Annotated in this window: 15 protein-coding genes and 4 tRNA genes; 3 read left to right on the plus strand and 16 right to left on the minus strand. The window is 64.2% G+C overall.

From position 1 onward, the window contains the following. Window positions 1-190: 190 nt before the first annotated feature. A complete protein-coding gene (locus ACN6NG_RS21640; RefSeq protein WP_197898805.1) occupies window positions 191-736 on the plus strand; it encodes a cytochrome b in 546 nt (181 codons plus the stop codon). Here ACN6NG_RS21640 and ACN6NG_RS21645 read toward each other — a convergent pair. Beyond that, window positions 727-1,617 (minus strand): 1-aminocyclopropane-1-carboxylate deaminase/D-cysteine desulfhydrase, encoded by an 891-nt coding sequence (locus tag ACN6NG_RS21645; RefSeq protein ID WP_474316134.1) that lies wholly within the window; start codon window positions 1,615-1,617, stop codon window positions 727-729. The two genes, ACN6NG_RS21640 and ACN6NG_RS21645, sit on opposite strands and share 10 nt — an antisense overlap. A 149-nt stretch (window positions 1,618-1,766) precedes the next feature. Continuing rightward, window positions 1,767-3,803, minus strand: a complete 2,037-nt coding sequence (locus tag ACN6NG_RS21650) for an oxidoreductase (RefSeq protein ID WP_474316137.1) — start codon at window positions 3,801-3,803, stop codon at window positions 1,767-1,769. A gap of 191 nt (window positions 3,804-3,994) precedes the next feature. On the opposite strand from ACN6NG_RS21650, the gene ACN6NG_RS21655 reads away from it, so the two are divergent. Beyond that, window positions 3,995-5,113 carry a nitrilase-related carbon-nitrogen hydrolase gene (locus ACN6NG_RS21655; protein ID WP_353456892.1) on the plus strand — a complete coding sequence of 373 codons (1,119 nt, stop codon included), beginning with the start codon at window positions 3,995-3,997 and terminating at the stop codon, window positions 5,111-5,113. A 4-nt stretch (window positions 5,114-5,117) separates the two neighbouring features. Continuing rightward, window positions 5,118-6,158, plus strand: a complete 1,041-nt coding sequence (locus ACN6NG_RS21660) for an AraC family transcriptional regulator (RefSeq protein WP_258909402.1) — start codon at window positions 5,118-5,120, stop codon at window positions 6,156-6,158. Between the two features lie 292 nt (window positions 6,159-6,450). Here the strand turns inward: ACN6NG_RS21660 and ACN6NG_RS21665 are convergent, their stop codons facing one another. From ACN6NG_RS21665 to truA, 14 genes are all read right to left on the minus strand, one after another. Further along, window positions 6,451-7,281 carry a DUF2242 domain-containing protein gene (locus ACN6NG_RS21665; RefSeq protein ID WP_063425035.1) on the minus strand — a complete coding sequence of 277 codons (831 nt, stop codon included), beginning with the start codon at window positions 7,279-7,281 and terminating at the stop codon, window positions 6,451-6,453. Window positions 7,282-7,480: 199 nt separating this feature from the next. Continuing rightward, window positions 7,481-7,557, minus strand: a tRNA-Asp gene (locus tag ACN6NG_RS21670). A gap of 141 nt (window positions 7,558-7,698) precedes the next feature. Further along, window positions 7,699-7,775: transfer RNA gene (locus ACN6NG_RS21675), tRNA-Asp, on the minus strand. Between the two features lie 100 nt (window positions 7,776-7,875). Continuing rightward, a tRNA-Asp gene (locus ACN6NG_RS21680) sits at window positions 7,876-7,952 on the minus strand. A gap of 65 nt (window positions 7,953-8,017) precedes the next feature. After that, a tRNA-Val gene (locus ACN6NG_RS21685) sits at window positions 8,018-8,093 on the minus strand. Between the two features lie 148 nt (window positions 8,094-8,241). Continuing rightward, window positions 8,242-9,012, minus strand: a complete 771-nt coding sequence (locus tag ACN6NG_RS21690; RefSeq protein WP_162465283.1) for an SDR family oxidoreductase — start codon at window positions 9,010-9,012, stop codon at window positions 8,242-8,244. Further along, a complete protein-coding gene (locus ACN6NG_RS21695) occupies window positions 9,012-10,223 on the minus strand; it encodes an O-succinylhomoserine sulfhydrylase (RefSeq protein WP_063425033.1) in 1,212 nt (403 codons plus the stop codon). Before ACN6NG_RS21695 ends, ACN6NG_RS21690 begins: the two co-directional genes overlap by 1 nt. Window positions 10,224-10,239: 16 nt before the next feature. Continuing rightward, window positions 10,240-11,745, minus strand: coding sequence for an amidophosphoribosyltransferase (gene purF, locus ACN6NG_RS21700; protein ID WP_016485526.1), 1,506 nt, complete (start codon window positions 11,743-11,745; stop codon window positions 10,240-10,242). Window positions 11,746-11,787: 42 nt separating this feature from the next. Then, window positions 11,788-12,345, minus strand: a complete 558-nt coding sequence (locus ACN6NG_RS21705; RefSeq protein WP_016500859.1) for a CvpA family protein — start codon at window positions 12,343-12,345, stop codon at window positions 11,788-11,790. A 196-nt stretch (window positions 12,346-12,541) separates the two neighbouring features. Next, window positions 12,542-13,207 (minus strand): SPOR domain-containing protein, encoded by a 666-nt coding sequence (locus tag ACN6NG_RS21710; protein WP_063425029.1) that lies wholly within the window; start codon window positions 13,205-13,207, stop codon window positions 12,542-12,544. Next, a complete protein-coding gene (gene folC / locus ACN6NG_RS21715; protein WP_474316143.1) occupies window positions 13,191-14,498 on the minus strand; it encodes a bifunctional tetrahydrofolate synthase/dihydrofolate synthase in 1,308 nt (435 codons plus the stop codon). Before folC ends, ACN6NG_RS21710 begins: the two co-directional genes overlap by 17 nt. Further along, a complete protein-coding gene (accD, locus tag ACN6NG_RS21720) occupies window positions 14,498-15,391 on the minus strand; it encodes an acetyl-CoA carboxylase, carboxyltransferase subunit beta (protein WP_009686024.1) in 894 nt (297 codons plus the stop codon). Before accD ends, folC begins: the two co-directional genes overlap by 1 nt. A 216-nt stretch (window positions 15,392-15,607) precedes the next feature. Continuing rightward, window positions 15,608-16,228 carry a phosphoribosylanthranilate isomerase gene (locus ACN6NG_RS21725; protein ID WP_059395455.1) on the minus strand — a complete coding sequence of 207 codons (621 nt, stop codon included), beginning with the start codon at window positions 16,226-16,228 and terminating at the stop codon, window positions 15,608-15,610. A gap of 61 nt (window positions 16,229-16,289) precedes the next feature. Continuing rightward, the gene (gene truA / locus ACN6NG_RS21730) at window positions 16,290-17,150 is read right to left on the minus strand and encodes a tRNA pseudouridine(38-40) synthase TruA (RefSeq protein ID WP_016500863.1); all 861 of its coding nucleotides are present in this window, start codon (window positions 17,148-17,150) and stop codon (window positions 16,290-16,292) included. Window positions 17,151-17,298: the final 148 nt, after the last annotated feature.

A 17,298-nucleotide genomic window follows, 5' to 3' on the forward strand; every position in this document is an offset into this window, starting at 1 on the left:
AGCTCCCACAGGTACTGCACAGGCCCCAGGCTCATCGTCGTACCTGTGGGAGCTGGCTTGCCGGCGATAGGGCCGTTGCTGGCAACACAATTTTCACAGACCTAGCGCAAAGATTTGTTTCTGGTAACCACTACAGTGGTACCTGAGCGCCAGCAAGAGCGCCATTTTGACCTGATGACGAGGACCGATCATGGTTTCATCCACCCCCACGACCCATTACGCGCGCCTGTCCATCGCCCTGCATTGGCTGATGCTGGTGCTGCTGGCCGCTGTCTATGCACTCATCGAATTGCGCGGCCTGTTCCCCAAGGACAGTGCCGAACGCAACCTGATGAAGGACCTGCACTTCATGCTCGGGCTCAGCGTGTTCGTGCTGGTCTGGCTGCGCCTGGCCATGCGCCTGAGCCGCCCTACCCCGCCCATCGTGCCCAAGCCGCCGGCCTGGCAGAACGGCCTTGCGCACCTGATGCACCTGGCGCTGTACCTGCTGATGATCGGCATGCCGCTGGCCGGCTGGCTGATCCTCAGCGCCGCCGACAAACCGGTGCCGTTCTTCGGCCTGGAGCTGCCGCACCTGATCGGTCCGGACCCGGACCAGGCCAAGTTCATCAAAGGCTGGCATGAACGCGTGGGCAGCTGGGGCTACTGGCTGATCGGCCTGCACGCGGTGGCCGGGCTGTACCACCACTATGTGCAGCGTGACAACACGCTGCTGCGCATGCTGCCCTACAAGTAACCTCGCCGGCCCTGCAGGCCACCGGTGTGTACCACGATCAGGCGGGTGCCGGGCGCGAACAGCCCGGCCTCGACCTGATCACGCAAGGCCAGCAGGGCCTTGCCGGTGTAGAGGGCTTCAAGCGGTACACCGCTGTGCAGCTCGCACTCGGCGACGAAGGCCAGCAGATCATCGTCGAATTTGCCAAAACCGCCACGGCAAGCGTCGTGTAGCTGGTAGCCGTGCGCACCGGCCAATGCTGCCACCGCGTCCGGCACACCCTGATCCCTGGGCACAGCCAGTGCGCCATGTACGGCATGTGCACCCGCCTCGGCCAGCACCAGGCCAGCCAAGGTAGTACCCGTTCCAGCAGCCAGCCACCAGGCATCGTAGCCCGGCCAGCCCAGTGCCGTGATCTGCGCGCGTGCCTGTTCCATGATCAGGGCACAGCCCTGCGCACCGGCCGGCCCGCCGCCGCCTTCAGGAATGCAATGCCAGCCTGGGTAGCGTGCCTGCCAGGGCCCCCAGAATCCGGGTTCGTTGCGCGCGCGGTAGCCCCCGTAGCCCAGCCAGTGCAGCTCCATGCCCAGCGCCTGAAGGTCACGCACCGTAGGTGTTTCCTGAGCGTGACCCCGCAGCAGGCCGGCGGTGGCGAAGCCTAAGCGCTTGCCGGCGGCGGCCAGGGCGTGCAGGTGGTTGGAGTGGTTGCCGCCGAGGCTGATCAGGCCCGGGGCTTTGCTGAAGCTGGCCTGCTGCAGGTGATGGCGAAGCTTGAACCACTTGTTGCCGCTGACCAGTGGGTCGATCAGGTCCAGCCGCAGGATGGCGGCCTCGACCTTGGCAGTTGCCAGCCAAGGCAGGTTCAGGGGTTGCAGGGGCGCTTGAGGAAAGTCGAAAAGCATCGTGCGAGTTTACCAGCGAAATCCTGGGGCCGCTGTGCGGCCGTTCGCGGGCTTGCCCGCTCCCACAGGTTTGGCGCTGGCTTCAGGCGTGCGCTATCCCTGTGGGAGCGGGCAAGCCCGCGAAGGGCTGCAAAGCAGCCCCAGCAATCTCAGAGTTCCGCCGCCAACCTTGAACCTTGGTTGATCGCCCGTTTGGCATCCAGCTCGGCCGCCACATCGGCCCCGCCAATCAGGTGCACCGACTGCCCCGCCGCCAGCAGGCCGTCCTGCAGCTCACGCAGCGGGTCCTGCCCGGCGCAGATCACAACGTTGTCCACCGGCAGCACCTGCGGCTCGCCGTCCGCCACGCGGATGTGCAAACCGGCATCGTCGATACCCAGGTACTCGACGCTGTTCAGCATCTGCACCCGCTTGTTCTTCAACCCGGTGCGGTGAATCCAGCCGGTCGTCTTGCCCAGGCCATCACCCACCTTGGACTTCTTGCGCTGCAACAGGTACACCTGGCGCGCCGGGGCATGCGGCTCGGCCTTGACCCCGGCCACACCACCACGCGCCTCAAGACGGGTATCGATGCCCCACTCCTTCCAGAACGCCTCACGGTCCTGGCTGGTGGCCACGCCCTCGTGCACCAGGTACTCGGACACATCGAAACCGATGCCACCCGCACCAATCACCGCAACCGCCTTGCCCACCGGCTTGCGCTCAAGCAGCACGTCCAGGTAGCTGAGCACCTTGGCATGCTCGACACCTGGGATGGCCGGGGTACGCGGTGCGATGCCAGTGGCCAGGATGATCTCGTCGTAGCCGCCGCTCACCAACGCCTGTACGTCGACACGGGTATTCAGGCGCAGGTCCACGCCCGTGCTTTTCACCTTGTGGCGGAAATAGCGCAGGGTTTCGAAGAACTCCTCCTTGCCCGGCACCCGCTTGGCCACGTTGAACTGGCCGCCGATTTCGCTGGCGGCGTCAAACAGCGTCACCGCGTGGCCACGCTCGGCTGCCACGGTGGCCGCTGCCAAACCGGCCGGGCCGGCGCCGACCACGGCAATGCGCTTCACTGCCCGTACTGGCAGGTAGTTGAGCTCGGTTTCGTGGCAGGCACGCGGGTTGACCAGGCAGCTGGTCAGCTTGCCGCCAAAAGTATGGTCCAGGCAGGCCTGGTTGCAGCCGATGCAGGTATTGATCTCGTCGGCGCGGCCAGCCGCTGCCTTGTTGACGAAGTCCGGGTCGGCCAGGAACGGCCGGGCCATCGAGACCATGTCGGCATCGCCTTCGGCCAATACGGCTTCAGCCACTTCTGGCGTATTGATACGGTTGGTGGTGATCAACGGAATGCTCACCACGCCACGCAGCTTGGCGGTGACCTTGCTGAATGCCGCACGCGGCACCTTGGTGGCAATGGTCGGGATACGCGCTTCGTGCCAGCCGATGCCGGTGTTGATCAAGGTCGCGCCGGCCTGCTCGATGGCCTTGGCCAGCAGCTCGATCTCGTCCCAGGTGCTGCCACCCTCGACCAGGTCGAGCATCGACAGGCGGAAGATGATGATGAAATTCGGCCCTACGGCGCCGCGCACTCGGCTGACGATTTCCACCGCCAGGCGCATGCGGTTTTCGTAGCTGCCGCCCCAGCGGTCGGTGCGGTGGTTGGTATGGGCAGCCAGGAACTGATTGATGAAGTAGCCTTCCGAACCCATGATCTCGACGCCGTCGTAGCCGGCGCGCTGGGCCAGCGCCGCGCAATTGACAAAGTCAGCGATCTGTTTCTCGATGCCCTCCTCGTCCAGCTCTTTGGGCTTGAACGGGTTGATCGGCGCCTGGATTGCGCTAGGTGCCACCTGCCGTGGGCTGTAGGCGTAGCGCCCGGCATGCAGGATTTGCAGGCACACCTTGCCACCGGCGGCGTGCACCGCTTCGGTGACGATGCGGTGCTTGTCGGCTTCTTCCTCGGTGCTGAGCTTGGCCGCGCCGGAATACACCCCGCCTTCATCGTTGGGCGCAATGCCGCCAGTGACCATCAGGCCGACGCCGCCCCGGGCGCGCTCGGCAAAGTACGCAGCCATGCGCTCGAAGCCGCCGGGGCGCTCTTCGAGGCCGGTGTGCATCGAGCCCATCAAGGTACGGTTGCGCAAAGTGGTGAAGCCCAGGTCGAGCGGAGCGAGCAGGTGCGGGTAGCGGTCGGCGGCCATGGAAGGTCCCCTGGTGGCGTGATCACGGTATGCGGGCACCTCACCGGTCGGCGGGGCTCGTCGTTTGTCTGCCAGCGACATTAAACAGCCGTTTGAATTGGCTCAATGATCGAAACTGACAAGTTATTGATCCTGACGAACAGCAGGACTACGCTAGGGAACCCTCGTTTCTTAAGGCGTCGTCCTGTTCCATGCGAAAACTCCTGGCAAGCGCCCTGGCGCTGGTGATGATCGCTTCCCTCTGCGGCTACGGTTTGTGGACCCAACAGCGCCCGGAAGGCCACTACCTTTCCGACCTGCGCATCGAGCTGGCACTCAACCATGGCGTACCGGGCGAGCACGGCAACCTGCTGGGCGTCGAGCCGCTGCTGTACCCAGGCGACTACCAGAACCTGCAACGCCTTCACCGCAAGCTGGCAGCCTATCTGGAGCAGGCCCGCGCCCAGGGCCTGGTGAGCCCGCGCACGGTGGTGGTGCTGCCGGAGCACATCGGTACCTGGCTATGGGCTCGCGGGGAAAAGAACGAGCTATATCAGGTCACGCAAAGCCGCGAGGCCTTGCAATGGCTGGAGCTGAGCAACCCGCTGCGTTACGGCCTGGCCATGCTGCGTGCCGACGGCGACGATTGGCGCGCGGATGCACACCTGCGCATGAAGGCCGAGCAGATGGCCGCGGACTACCAACAGCTGTTCGGCGGGCTGGCCAAGGAGTTTGGCGTCACCCTGGTGGCTGGCTCCATCGTGCTGCCTGCGCCTTACGTGAAACAGGGCGTGCTGCACGCCGGCAGTGGCCCGCTGTTCAATAGCAGCCTGGTGTTTGCCGGTGATGGCTCACTGCTGGGCCAGCCACAGCGCCAGCAGTTCCCCGACAGTGAAATGCGCCGCTATGTCCACGATGGCCGCCAACAACCCCTGCAAGTGGTGCAAACCCCTGCCGGGCGCCTGGGTGTACTGGTGGGCAGTGACAGCTGGTACCCGGAAAACCATCAGCAACTGGCACAACAAGCGGTACAACTGATCGCCAACCCGGTATTCCTCAGCGGCAAGGGCAGTTGGGAAGCGCCATGGCGTGGCAATCGCCACCAAGAGGCCAGCGCCGGGCTGCCCCTGCAACGTGGCGAAGTCAGCGAACAGAGCGCCTGGCAACGCCTGACCGAGGCCGCAGGGGGCAGCGTCAGCAGCATGAGCGTGTTCATGCGCGGGCAGTTCTGGGAGCAGGCCAGCGACGGCCAGGGCTTTGCCCGCCAGTCGGGTGAGTTGCTGGCGGGTACCCCCAGCCATGGCGCTCGCCTGCTGAACCTGTGGCTGTAGGCCCATGGCCCGCCCCCGCGTACGCCTGGGCGAGCTTTCGGTAGGCTTTGTTCAGCCGCTGACAGAGGCCCTGCGCGAACTGGGGCACGACCCCGAACCGCTGCTGCGCCGCTATGGTCTGGATGCGCCCCGCCTTGCCGAAGCTGGCGCGCGCTTGTCGATCCCCCGTTACATGCACCTGGGCCACGCCGCCATCGAGCTGAGTGGCGAGGCCGCGCTGGGCCTGCACATGGGGCGCCTGAGCCGACTGGCGCATGCCGGCCTGGCCGGGGTCACCGCCGCCCAGGCGCCGACCCTGGGCGATGCGGCGCGCACCCTGCTGCGCTTCGAGCCACTGTATGCGGCCAACTACCGTGGCCATTCCAGCTTCGAAGAAGATGCCCAAGGCGCCTGGTTGCGCTTCTACTCCATCAGCCCCTACAACGCCTACAACCGCTTCGTGGTCGATTCACTGCTTGCCGGCTGGCTGGCGCAGCTTGCCGATCTGGCTGGCACAGCGGTGCAGGCCGAGCGCCTGGACATCGAATTTTCCGCGCCCCCCTATGCGGCGCGCTATCAGGCGCTGTGCAGCGCACCCGTGCAGTTCGCGGCCGAGGGCAACCAGCTGCGCCTGAGCCGCGCCACACTGCAGCTGGCCAACCCCAGGCACTGCCCGAGCACCTGGCAACACCTGCTGCAGCTGTGTGAGGCGCAAATGCAGCAGCTTACGCGGGTGCGCAGCCTGGGTGAGCGCATTACTCACCTGCTGGGCCCGCTGCTCAATGGCGGCCGTGAACCGGACCTGGAAGAAGTGGCGCTGCACCTGCAGTTGCCCACCTGGACCCTGCGCCGCAAGCTGGCCGAGGAAGGCACGCGCTTTCGCGACTTGCTCAATGAAACGCGGCGCGACCTGGCCGAGACCTATATCCGTGACACGGAGCTGGCCTTTGGCGAGATTGCCTATCTGTTGGGGTTTGCTTCGGCCGAGGCCTTCCAGCGCGCGTTCAAGCGCTGGACGGGCCTTACGCCGGGGGAGTTCCGCCGCAGCCAGCGGCGGGCGGGCTAAAGCTCGGTAGCGTCTTCAGCCGGTTCCGGGGTGTCCAGTTCGTAAGCCTGGGTTTCGAGTAGTTCTTCCTGGTATTCATCCATCGCCCTGCGTCCTCTTTGCTCGTTTTGTCTTCGTAGGTATCACCTTCAGCCTAGGCAGGTGGGATGAAGAGATGATGACAAGCTTATGAGTGGTAAACGTAGCAGGTGTTCAGGAAGTTATCGCGGGGTGTCTGTAACAGGGAATGTTTACAGCCTGTACCGGCCTCTTCGCGGGTAAAACCCGCGAAGAGGCCGGTACAGGCAAACAGTCAAAGGGAAGGCGACGCGGCCTCGGCAGGCTGGGCTTCCTGCTGCACCTGAATCGGCGCTGCTTCGGCCGGCGGCGCGACCGGCTGCGAGCCCTGGCTATCATTCACCACCGGTGCCGCTGCTGCTTCACTGGCCGGGGCAACGGCCGCAGCCGCTGGTGCAACTTGCGCCACAGGTACGGCTTCCGGCGCCGGGGCAGGTGCCACCGGGTTCGCAGCTGCCTGCTCCGGCAGCCCCAGTTCCACCGCGGGTTTCTGTACCTTGGGCGCCTCGACCTTGGCCTCTTCGACCTTCTTCGGCTTGGGCTTGGGCAGGTAGCTCTCTACGAGGGCGAAATACCGGTCATAGAACTGCGCCGCCGTCACCGTTTCGCTGGCCACCTTGACCATCGAGTCGTCGCTGGAGCCGATCGGCATCGATACCGAACCCAGTACGCCCACGCCAAGGCTGGCGGAGGTGTTGGACTTTTTCAGCGCGTAACGGTCCTGCAGGGCGTTGGCGAACATGGTCGAACGCTGCTCGTCGCTCACATCCGGCGCGCAGGTCACGTTGAAGCTGATCTGCAGATGGTTCTCGCTGTTCTGCTGGAAGCTCTTGTTGCCCACCACCTGGTTGGCGCCGCTGTTGGTGATGATGTAGCCCTGGCTGAGCAAGGCACGCCGGGCGGCCTCGCAAGAGCCGGCATCGCTCACCGGAAAGCTGCGCGAGAAGGTACCCGAGTCATCGAAGTTCTCGTGCTCGTACACGGCGGTTTTTTTCGAGGAACAACCGGCCACCCCCGCCAGCACCAGGGCCAGCCCGAGCGCACCAAAGACGGAAGATCTGGTCATTGCGAATTCCGGGTAAGTCGAGAAGGTGCCTATTGTGCAACACAGCAGGCAGGCACAGGAACCATTGGTCGGTGAAGAGTCTGTCAGGTTGGTGTAAATCTGGGTAAAGCCGGGGGTTTCCAGCCGTAGAAACGAAAAAAGCGACCCGAAGGTCGCTTTTTTCGTGCTTCAAGGCGTTCAAGGGGCCTTGAGGCTAAGATGGCGCAGCGGACGGGACTCGAACCCGCGACCCCCGGCGTGACAGGCCGGTATTCTAACCGACTGAACTACCGCTGCGTATCATTCAGGCTTGCGCCCGATTGAAACCTGGGTCTACCCTTCCGGCGCAATGGCCTCAGGGCAGGCACAAAAAAAGCGACAACAGGATCGCTTCTCTTGTGTTTGCTTCAAGGTGTTCTAGGGACCTTGAAACGAAGATGGCGCAGCGGACGGGACTCGAACCCGCGACCCCCGGCGTGACAGGCCGGTATTCTAACCGACTGAACTACCGCTGCGTATCGTTCAGGCTTGCGCCTGATTGAAACTGGGATCAGCCAAAGGCATTTTGCCTTGTGGCTTCAGACCGGTGCATGGCACCCATCTGTTACTGAAAAGTGGCGCAGCGGACGGGACTCGAACCCGCGACCCCCGGCGTGACAGGCCGGTATTCTAACCGACTGAACTACCGCTGCGCAGTGCGTTCCTCTCTGGCTATCGGCTTCTTGCGAAACCTTTGCACCAGGAACTTCTCAGGAAGTGGTGGGTGATGACGGGATCGAACCGCCGACCCTCTGCTTGTAAGGCAGATGCTCTCCCGGCTGAGCTAATCACCCTCGCGATGTTGCTTGTTGCGTTTGCTTCTCTGAGGCCGCGAAATTTACGCAGGTGGCGAAGCTAAGTCAATAGCCCCATTGAATTTTTTTCAAAAAAAGCAAAAACAGAAAAGGGACCTTTCGGTCCCCTTCCCTTACAGCGCCGAGCTCAGGTGTAGATCATCTTGCGGGTCATGCCGCCATCGACCACAAACTCCTGACCGGTGACAAACGCCGCCTGGCGCGACAACAGCCAGGCAACCATCGCCGCCACATCTTCCACGGTGCCTACCCTGCCCGTCGGGTGCTGGGCATGGTCGGCCTCGGTCAACGGCTCGGCACGGCGCTGCGACGGGTCACGGGCATCGATCCAGCCCGGGCTCACTGCATTGACACGAATTTCCGGGCCCAGGCTCATGGCCAGGGCATGGGTCAAGGCCACCAGGCCGCCCTTGCTCGCTGCGTAGGCCTCGGTGTCGGGCTCGGACTGCCGCGCCCGGGTAGAAGTGAGGTTGACGATGGCCCCGTTGTGCGCACGCAGGTACGGCGCACAATGCTTGGCCAGCAGCATCGGGCCATTGAGGTTAACGGCCAACACCCGGTTCCACTGTGCCAGGCTCAGGCTTTCCAGCGTCTGGTTGTGCGGGTTGGCAATGGCGGCATTGCACACCAGCGCGTCCAGCCGACCGAACTGCCCAAGCACTTCGGACACCCCGGCAATGACCTGGGCCTCGTCGGCGACGTCCATGGTGATGAACCAGGCGTTGTCGCCCAAGGCCTTGGCCACTTTGCCGCCACGCTGACGGTCCAGGTCGCTCAGCACCACCTGCCAGCCTTCACAGATCAGCCATGCGGCAATGCCCAGGCCGATGCCGCGCGCGGCACCGGTGACCAAGGCTACCCGGCCATTCTGGCCCGGGGTACTGCCGCGGATTTCCATCACAGTGCGGCCAGCCCGCGTGCAAGGTCAGCCTGCAGGTCAGCCACATCTTCCAGGCCCACGGCAACGCGGATCAGGCTGTCGCGGATACCGGCGGCTTCACGCTCCTGCGCCGACAGGCGGCCGTGGGAGGTGGTGGCCGGGTGGGCGATGGTGGTCTTGCTGTCACCCAGGTTGGTGGTGATGGAAATCACCCGGGTGGCGTCGATGAAGCGCCAGGCGCCCTCTTTACCGCCCTTGACCTCGAAGCTCACCACCGCACCAAAGCCACTCATCTGGCGCTTGGCCAGTTCGTGCTGCGGGTGGCTGGGCAGGCCGGCGTAATGCACCTTCTCCACGCCGTCCTGCTGCTCCAGCCATTCGGCCAGGGCCTGGGCGCTTTCGCAGTGGGCACGCATGCGCAGGCGTAAGGTTTCCAGGCCCTTGGTGAAGATCCAGGCATTGAACGGGCTGAGCGTCGGGCCTGCAGTACGCAGGAAGCCCACCACTTCTTTCATCTGATCGGCACGGCCGGCAACCACGCCCCCCATGCAACGGCCCTGGCCGTCGATGAACTTGGTGGCCGAGTGGAACACGATGTCGGCACCCAGCTTCAGTGGCTGCTGCAGCGCCGGGGTGCTGAAGCAGTTGTCCACCACCAGCATGGCACCGCGCGCATGGGCGATTTCACTGAGCGCGGTGATATCGACCAGCTCGGCCAGCGGGTTGGACGGCGACTCGACGATCAGCAGCTTGGTATTGGCCTTGATGGCCTTTTCCCAGCCGCCGAGGTCGACCAGTGGCACGTAGTCCACCTGCACGCCAAAACGCTTGAAGTACTTCTCGAACAGGCTGATGGTCGAGCCGAACACGCTCTGCGACACCAGCACGTGGTCACCGGCGCTGCACAGCGACATCACCACGGCCAGGATGGCTGCCATGCCAGTGGAGGTGCCCACGGCCTGCTCGGCGCCTTCCATGGCCGCCAGACGCTCCTCGAAGGCACGCACCGACGGGTTGGTGTAACGCGAATAGACGTTGCCCGGCGTTTCACCGGCAAAGCGCGCGGCCGCGTCGGCGGCCGTGCGGAACACGTAGCTGGAGGTCAGGAACAGCGCTTCGCTGTGCTCGCCCTCGGGTGTACGGTGTTGACCGGCGCGCACCGCCAGGGTGTCGAAACCGACACCCTCGAGGTCGCTGTCCAGTCGCCCGGCATCCCATTGATCCGTCATGCCGTCGCTCCCTGAATCAGTTGTTGTAGAGGTCGATGATCGCGCTGACGGCCTGGTTCTTGACCTTGGCCAGGTCATTACGGGCCTGCTCGATACGCTCGAGGTAGGCATCGTCGATATCGCCGGTGACGTACTCACCGTTGAACACCGCGCAATCGAAGTGGTCGATCTTGATCTTGCCGCCACCGACCGAGTCGATCAGGTCTGGCAGGTCCTGATAGATCAGCCAGTCGGCGCCAATCAACTCGGCCACTTGTTCGGTGGTACGGTTGTGGGCGATCAGTTCGTGAACACTCGGCATGTCGATGCCGTAGACGTTGGGGTAGCGTACTGCTGGGGCTGCGGAGCAGAAGTAGACATTCTTGGCACCGGCTTCGCGGGCCATCTGGATGATCTGCTTGCAGGTGGTGCCGCGCACGATCGAGTCGTCCACCAGCATCACGTTCTTGCCGCGGAATTCCAGTTCGATGGCGTTGAGCTTCTGGCGTACCGATTTCTTGCGCGCGGCCTGGCCGGGCATGATGAAGGTACGGCCGATGTAGCGGTTCTTGACGAAGCCTTCGCGGAACTTGACGCCCAGGCGGTTGGCCAGCTCCAGCGCGGCAGTGCGGCTGGTGTCCGGGATCGGGATGACCACGTCGATGTCATGCTCCGGGCGTTCGCGCATGATCTTGTCGGCCAGTTTCTCACCCATGCGCAGACGGGCCTTGTACACCGAAATACCGTCGATGATCGAGTCCGGGCGCGCCAGGTAGACGTGCTCGAAAATGCACGGCTGCAGTTTTGGCGATTCGGCGCACTGCTTGGTGAACAGTTGGCCTTCTTCGGTGATGTACACCGCTTCGCCCGGCGCCAGGTCGCGGATCAGGGTGAAGCCGAGCACGTCCAGGGCCACGCTTTCCGAGGCGATCATGTATTCCACGCCTTCGTCGGTGTGGCGCTGGCCGAACACCACCGGGCGGATGCCGTGGGGGTCGCGGAAACCGACGATGCCGTACCCGGTGACCATCGCCACCACGGCGTAACCGCCGACGCAGCGGCTGTGCACGTGGGAAACAGCAGCGAACACGTCTTCTTCGGTCGGCTGCAGCTTGCCGCGCACTGCCAGCTCATGGGCAAACACGTTCAGCAGCACTTCCGAGTCGGAGTTGGTGTTGACGTGGCGCAGGTCGGACTCGTAGATCTCCTTGGCCAACTGCTCGACGTTGGTCAGGTTGCCGTTGTGGGCCAGGGTGATGCCGTACGGCGAGTTGACGTAGAACGGCTGGGCCTCGGCCGAGGTCGAGCTGCCCGCAGTCGGGTAGCGCACGTGGCCAATGCCCATGCTGCCTACCAGGCGCTGCATGTGGCGCTGCTGGAAGACGTCGCGCACCAAGCCATTATCCTTGCGCAGGAACAACCGGCCGTCATGGCTGGTCACGATACCGGCAGCGTCCTGGCCGCGGTGCTGGAGGACCGTAAGCGCGTCATACAGCGCCTGATTGACGTTCGACTTACCGACGATACCGACGATGCCACACATGCGACGCAACCCCTACTTTGACGAAACTTGAGTGAATAGCGCTCAGGGCCGGGACGGACCGAGCAACTGTTCCTTGAACGGAAGATCAGCCGGAGCGCTGATCAACCCACTGGGCGACCACTGGCCGGTAAAACCAAGGATCAGGTTTTTCGACCAGTCGGCGACCAAGAGAAATTGTGGTATCAGGCGTGATTCCTGCCACCAGGTGTCTTGTTGAACCGGCCCCAGGCTGATCAGGCCTATGGCCACCACTACCAGCAAGGCCCCGCGCGCGGCGCCGAAGGCCATGCCCAGGAAACGATCGGTACCGGACAGCCCGGTCACACGGATCAGCTCGCCGACGAGGAAGTTGACCATGGCCCCCACCAGCAAGGTGGCGACGAAAAGAATGGCGCAGCCGGCGATGACGCGCATCGATGGCGTCTGGATATAGCTCTCAAGATACACCGAGAGCGAACCACCGAACATCCAGGCAACCGCACCGGCAATGATCCAGATGAGCAAGGACAAGGCTTCCTTGACGAAGCCGCGCTTGAGACTGATCAGTGTGGAGACGGCGATGATCGCGATGATCGCCCAATCAACCAAGGTAAATGCCACGGTGCTGCCTGCATACGTTTGAGGCGGCGCATTTTACCAGAGCGACGGGCTGGGAGTAAGCGGAATGTGGGGTGGATTGGTGTTGGGCGATTCGCGGGTAAACCCGCTCCCACAGGGACCGCGCCACATCATGGTCTGCGCACATCGTGTGGGAGCGGGTTTACCCGCGAATGGCCAGCAAGGCCGCTACTGGGTATCAGCTGCGTTCTGGCTGGAAACGCACCACAAAGCCCTTGAGGCTGTTCTGGCGGTTGATGGCGTCGCGCGTGCGCTCGGCTTCGGCCCGCTCGATCAACGGCCCGACATACACCCGGTTCATCCCGCCCGCCGAGCGGATATAGGCGTTGTAGCCCTGACTGCGCAGCGTTTGCTGCAGCTTCTCGGCACCGGCACGGTTGGACAGGCTGGCCAACTGGATGGACCAGCTGACAGGCAAGCCATTGACGTCGATCTTCGAGGGGGCAGCTGGCTTGGCCACTGCCGTGGCAGGTGCCGGGGTGGCCGCCGGCTTGGGCTCAACCTTGGCTGCCGGGACCTGCGGTTTGGCCGGCTGAACCTGCGCCTGGGTCTGCGGCGATGGCGTGATTGGCTGGCTGGGCGTAGCGGCCGGCGCAGTGGACTCGTCGACCACCACCGGTGGCTGCTGCGGCTCTTCAGGAATGACCTGCGGCTCCGGCACGGCGACCGGGTCCACTTTCACTTCTGGCAGGCTTGGCATGGCCGGTGCCTGCGGGGCTTCGACGTGCACCTGGCGCATCTCGTCCTCGCGGGTGAACAGCATCGGCAGGAAAATAACCGCCAGCGCCACCAGCACCAGCGCACCCACCATGCGCTGTTTCATCCCTTTATCCAGCACTGCCATCTACTCCACCCTCCTGGGCGTGCCGCTCCAGCCACTCCAGCGCCTGGGCAACACAGAAAAACGAACCGAACAGCAAGATCTGATCATCCGCCGTCGCCTGCGCGCATTGCCCTTCAAGGGCGGCATCGACGCTGACATAAGACTTCACCGCAGCACCGAGGTTCGTCAAGGCCGTAGCCAGTTCCGCAGCCGGGCGGCTGCGGGGGGTATCCAGGGGCGCCACGGCCCAGTCGCCGACCAGGCCCTGCAGCGGCGCGACAACGCCGTCCAGGTCCTTGTCACCGAGCAGGCCGAATACCGCCAGGCGACGCCCTTTGAGCGGCCGGGCCGCCAGGCGCCGGGCCAGGTACTCCGCTGCATGGGGGTTGTGCCCCACATCCAGCAGCAGCTCCACCGGCTTGCCCTGCCAGTTCAGCAGGCGGCGGTCGAGGCGGCCGGTGATGCGGGTATCCAGCAGTGCCTGGCGCACCTGCGCGGCATCCCACGGCAGCCCCATCAGCAGGTAAGCCTGCAGGGCCAGCGTGGCGTTTTCCATGGGCAGGTCAAGCAAAGGCAGGTCACGCAGCTCTACCTGCGCACCATCAGCCGCCGTACCGCGCCAGCTCCAGTTGCCATCGGCACTGGCCAGATCGAAGTCACGACCGCGCAGGAACAGCGGCGCTGCCAGTTCGGCGGCCTTGTCCAGCAACGGCTGCGGCGGGTCCAGGTCACCGCACAGGGCCGGCTTGCCCGCGCGGAAGATGCCGGCCTTCTCGAAGGCCACAAGCTCGCGAGTATCGCCCAGGTAATCGACATGGTCGACGCCGATACTGGTCACCAGGGCCAGGTCGGCATCCACCACGTTCACGGTGTCCAGGCGGCCACCAAGGCCCACTTCCAGCACCACGGCATCCAGCTGCGACTGGTAGAACAACCAGAACGCGGCCAGCGTGCCCATCTCGAAGTAGGTCAGGGAAATTTCGCCCCGCGCCGCCTCGACGGCGGCAAAGGCTTCGCACAGGCGCTCATCACTGGCCTCTTGGCCATCGATCACTACCCGCTCGTTGTAACGCAACAGGTGCGGCGAGCTGTACACGCCGACCTTGAGCCCCTGGGCGCGCAGCAGCGAGGCCACGAAGGCGCAGGTCGAGCCCTTGCCGTTGGTGCCGGTCACCGTCACCACGCGTGGCGCCAGCTTGCCCAGCGCCAGCCGGGCAAGCACCTTCTGCGACCGCTCCAGGCCCATGTCGATGGCCGAGGGGTGCAACTGCTCGAGGTAGGCGAGCCATTCGCCCAGGGATCGTTGTTTCATCACGCGACGGCAGCCGCCTCACGCGCTTGCTCCGGGGTTTCCTGGCCGGTCATCTGCGCCAGCAGGCGGGCCAGGCGCGGGCGCAGTTCGCCACGGGAGATGATCAGGTCGATAGCACCGTGCTCCAGCAGGAACTCGCTGCGCTGGAAGCCTTCTGGCAGCTTCTCGCGGACGGTCTGCTCGATCACACGCGGGCCGGCAAAGCCGATCAGGGCCTTTGGCTCACCGACGATGACGTCGCCGAGCATCGCCAGGCTGGCGGAAACGCCGCCGTACACCGGGTCGGTCAGCACCGAGATGAACGGGATGCCTTCTTCGCGCAGGCGCGCCAGCACGGCCGAAGTCTTGGCCATCTGCATCAGCGAGATCAGCGCTTCCTGCATGCGCGCACCGCCCGAAGCGGAGAAGCAGACCATTGGGCAGCGGTGTTCCAGGGCGTAGTTGGCCGCACGCACGAAGCGCTCGCCGACGATGGCCCCCATGGAGCCGCCCATGAACGAGAATTCGAAGGCGCTGACCACGATCGGCATGCCCATCAGGGTGCCACTCATGGAGATCAGCGCGTCTTTTTCGCCGGTCTGCTTCTGGGCGCCGGTCAGGCGGTCCTTGTACTTCTTGCCGTCACGGAACTTCAGGCGGTCGACCGGCTCCAGGTCGGCACCCAGTTCGGCACGGCCTTCCGCGTCGAGGAAGATATCGATGCGCGCACGTGCGCCGATGCGCATGTGGTGGTTGCACTTGGGGCAGACATCCAGGGTTTTTTCCAGCTCCGGACGATACAGCACGGCCTCGCAGGACGGGCACTTGTGCCACAGGCCCTCAGGCACCGAGCTCTTCTTCACCTCGGAACGCATGATCGAAGGGATCAGTTTGTCGACTAACCAGTTGCTCATGCTTTCTTTCTCCAGTATTGGCAAGCGGGGTTCGGCTTCACCGGCCCTGCCCTGCCCTTGAGCTCAAAATCTTTTATGAAACGATGATGGACCGGCCGCCGGGGCTTCCAGCGTGCCACTCCACCGCTAATGTGTTGTTGTGCCGCCACCGGCGGCTGCCCCGCAGGGCTGCGAAAGCTATGGACGATGGCGCGCAGCCAGCCGTCACATCTGCCATCACGCCTGTTTCACCGCCTGCATGAAGGCCTCGATTTTCGCCGCGTCCTTGATGCCCTTGGCCTGTTCGACGCCACCACTGACATCCACCGCATAAGGCCGCACCTGGGCAATGGCCTGGCCGACGTTATCGGCCGACAGCCCGCCCGCCAGGATGATGGGCTTGCTCAGGTGTGCCGGCACCAGTGACCAGTCGAACGCTTCACCGGTTCCCCCGGGCACGCCTGCCACGTAGGTGTCCAGCAATATGCCGCGGGCCCCTGCGTAAAGCTGGCAGGCCGCCTCCAGGTCATCGCCCGGGCGCACACGCAGGGCCTTTATCCAGGGGCGGTGGTAGCCTTCGCAGTCTTGCGGGGTTTCATCGCCGTGGAACTGTAGCAGGTCCAGCGGAACCACTTCGAGGATCTCGTTCAGCTCGCAACGCGAAGCGTTGACGAACAGCCCGACCGTGGTCACGAACGGTGGCAACTCGGCAATGATCGCCCGTGCCTGGCGCACGTCCACGGCCCGCGGGCTCTTGGCGTAGAAGACAAAGCCGATGGCATCGGCACCCGCTTGGGCAGCGGCCAGTGCGTCTTCGATACGGGTAATCCCGCAGATCTTGCTGCGAACATTGCTCATGGACAGCGAACCCTGATTGTTACGGTGAAAGGCCGGATGTTAGCAAATGGCTTTTCGTCCGTCAGTCTGCCAACGCTTCGTAGCCGGTCAAAAAGTGTGGGCCGATGTAACGCTGGGGCAGCACATATTCCTCGGGGTACTCCACCTTGACCAGGTAAAGCCCGTACGGATGGGCGGTGACCCCGGCTTCACGGCGGTCGCGCCCTTCCAGCACTTCACGCGCCCAGGTGACCGGGCGCTCGCCGGCGCCGATGGCTGTCAGCACACCGACAATGTTACGCACCATGTGGTGCAGGAAGGCGGTGGCGCGCACGTCCAGCACGATCATCTGGCCATGGCGGGTAACGCGCAGGTGATAGATGTGCTTGATCGGCGACTTGGCCTGGCACTGGCTGGCGCGGAAGGCGCTGAAGTCGTGGGTGCCAAGCAGGAACTGCGCCGCTTCAGCCATGCGCTCGACATCCAGCGGGCGGTGGTTCCAGGTCACTTCCTCGGCCAGGTGCGCCGGGCGGATCGGGTCGTTGTAGATGACGTAGCGGTAGCGCCGGGCACACGCCTTGAAGCGGGCATGGAAGTCGGCCGGCATCGGCCGCGACCAGACCACGCTGATGTCGTGCGGCAGGTTGAAGTTGGTGCCCAGGGTCCAGGCGCGCTCGTCGCGTACGGCGCGGGTATCGAAATGCACGATCTGCCCGCAGCCATGCACGCCGGCATCGGTACGCCCGGCGCAGATCACCGAAATCGGTTCGTTGGCGACCTTGGACAACGCTTGTTCCAGCGCTTGCTGGACACTGGGCACTCCACTGGCCTGACGCTGCCAGCCGCGGTAGCGGGCGCCCTTGTATTCCACGCCCAGGGCGATTCGGGAGTAGCCTTCGGCCGCGGATTCGGCGGCAGCGGTGTCGATGATGTCCAAGCGCATGAAACCTGTGGGGTGTACGGAATGGCGGGGATTATAACGACAACGGCAGCCTTGTAGGGCTGTGGGAGCGGCCTTGTGTCGCGATAGGGCCGCAGAGCGGCCCCAGCGATGCTAGCTGAGTGGCTGAAATCCTGGGGCCGCGATGCGG

Source organism: Pseudomonas sp. TSO6, from assembly GCF_056098905.1.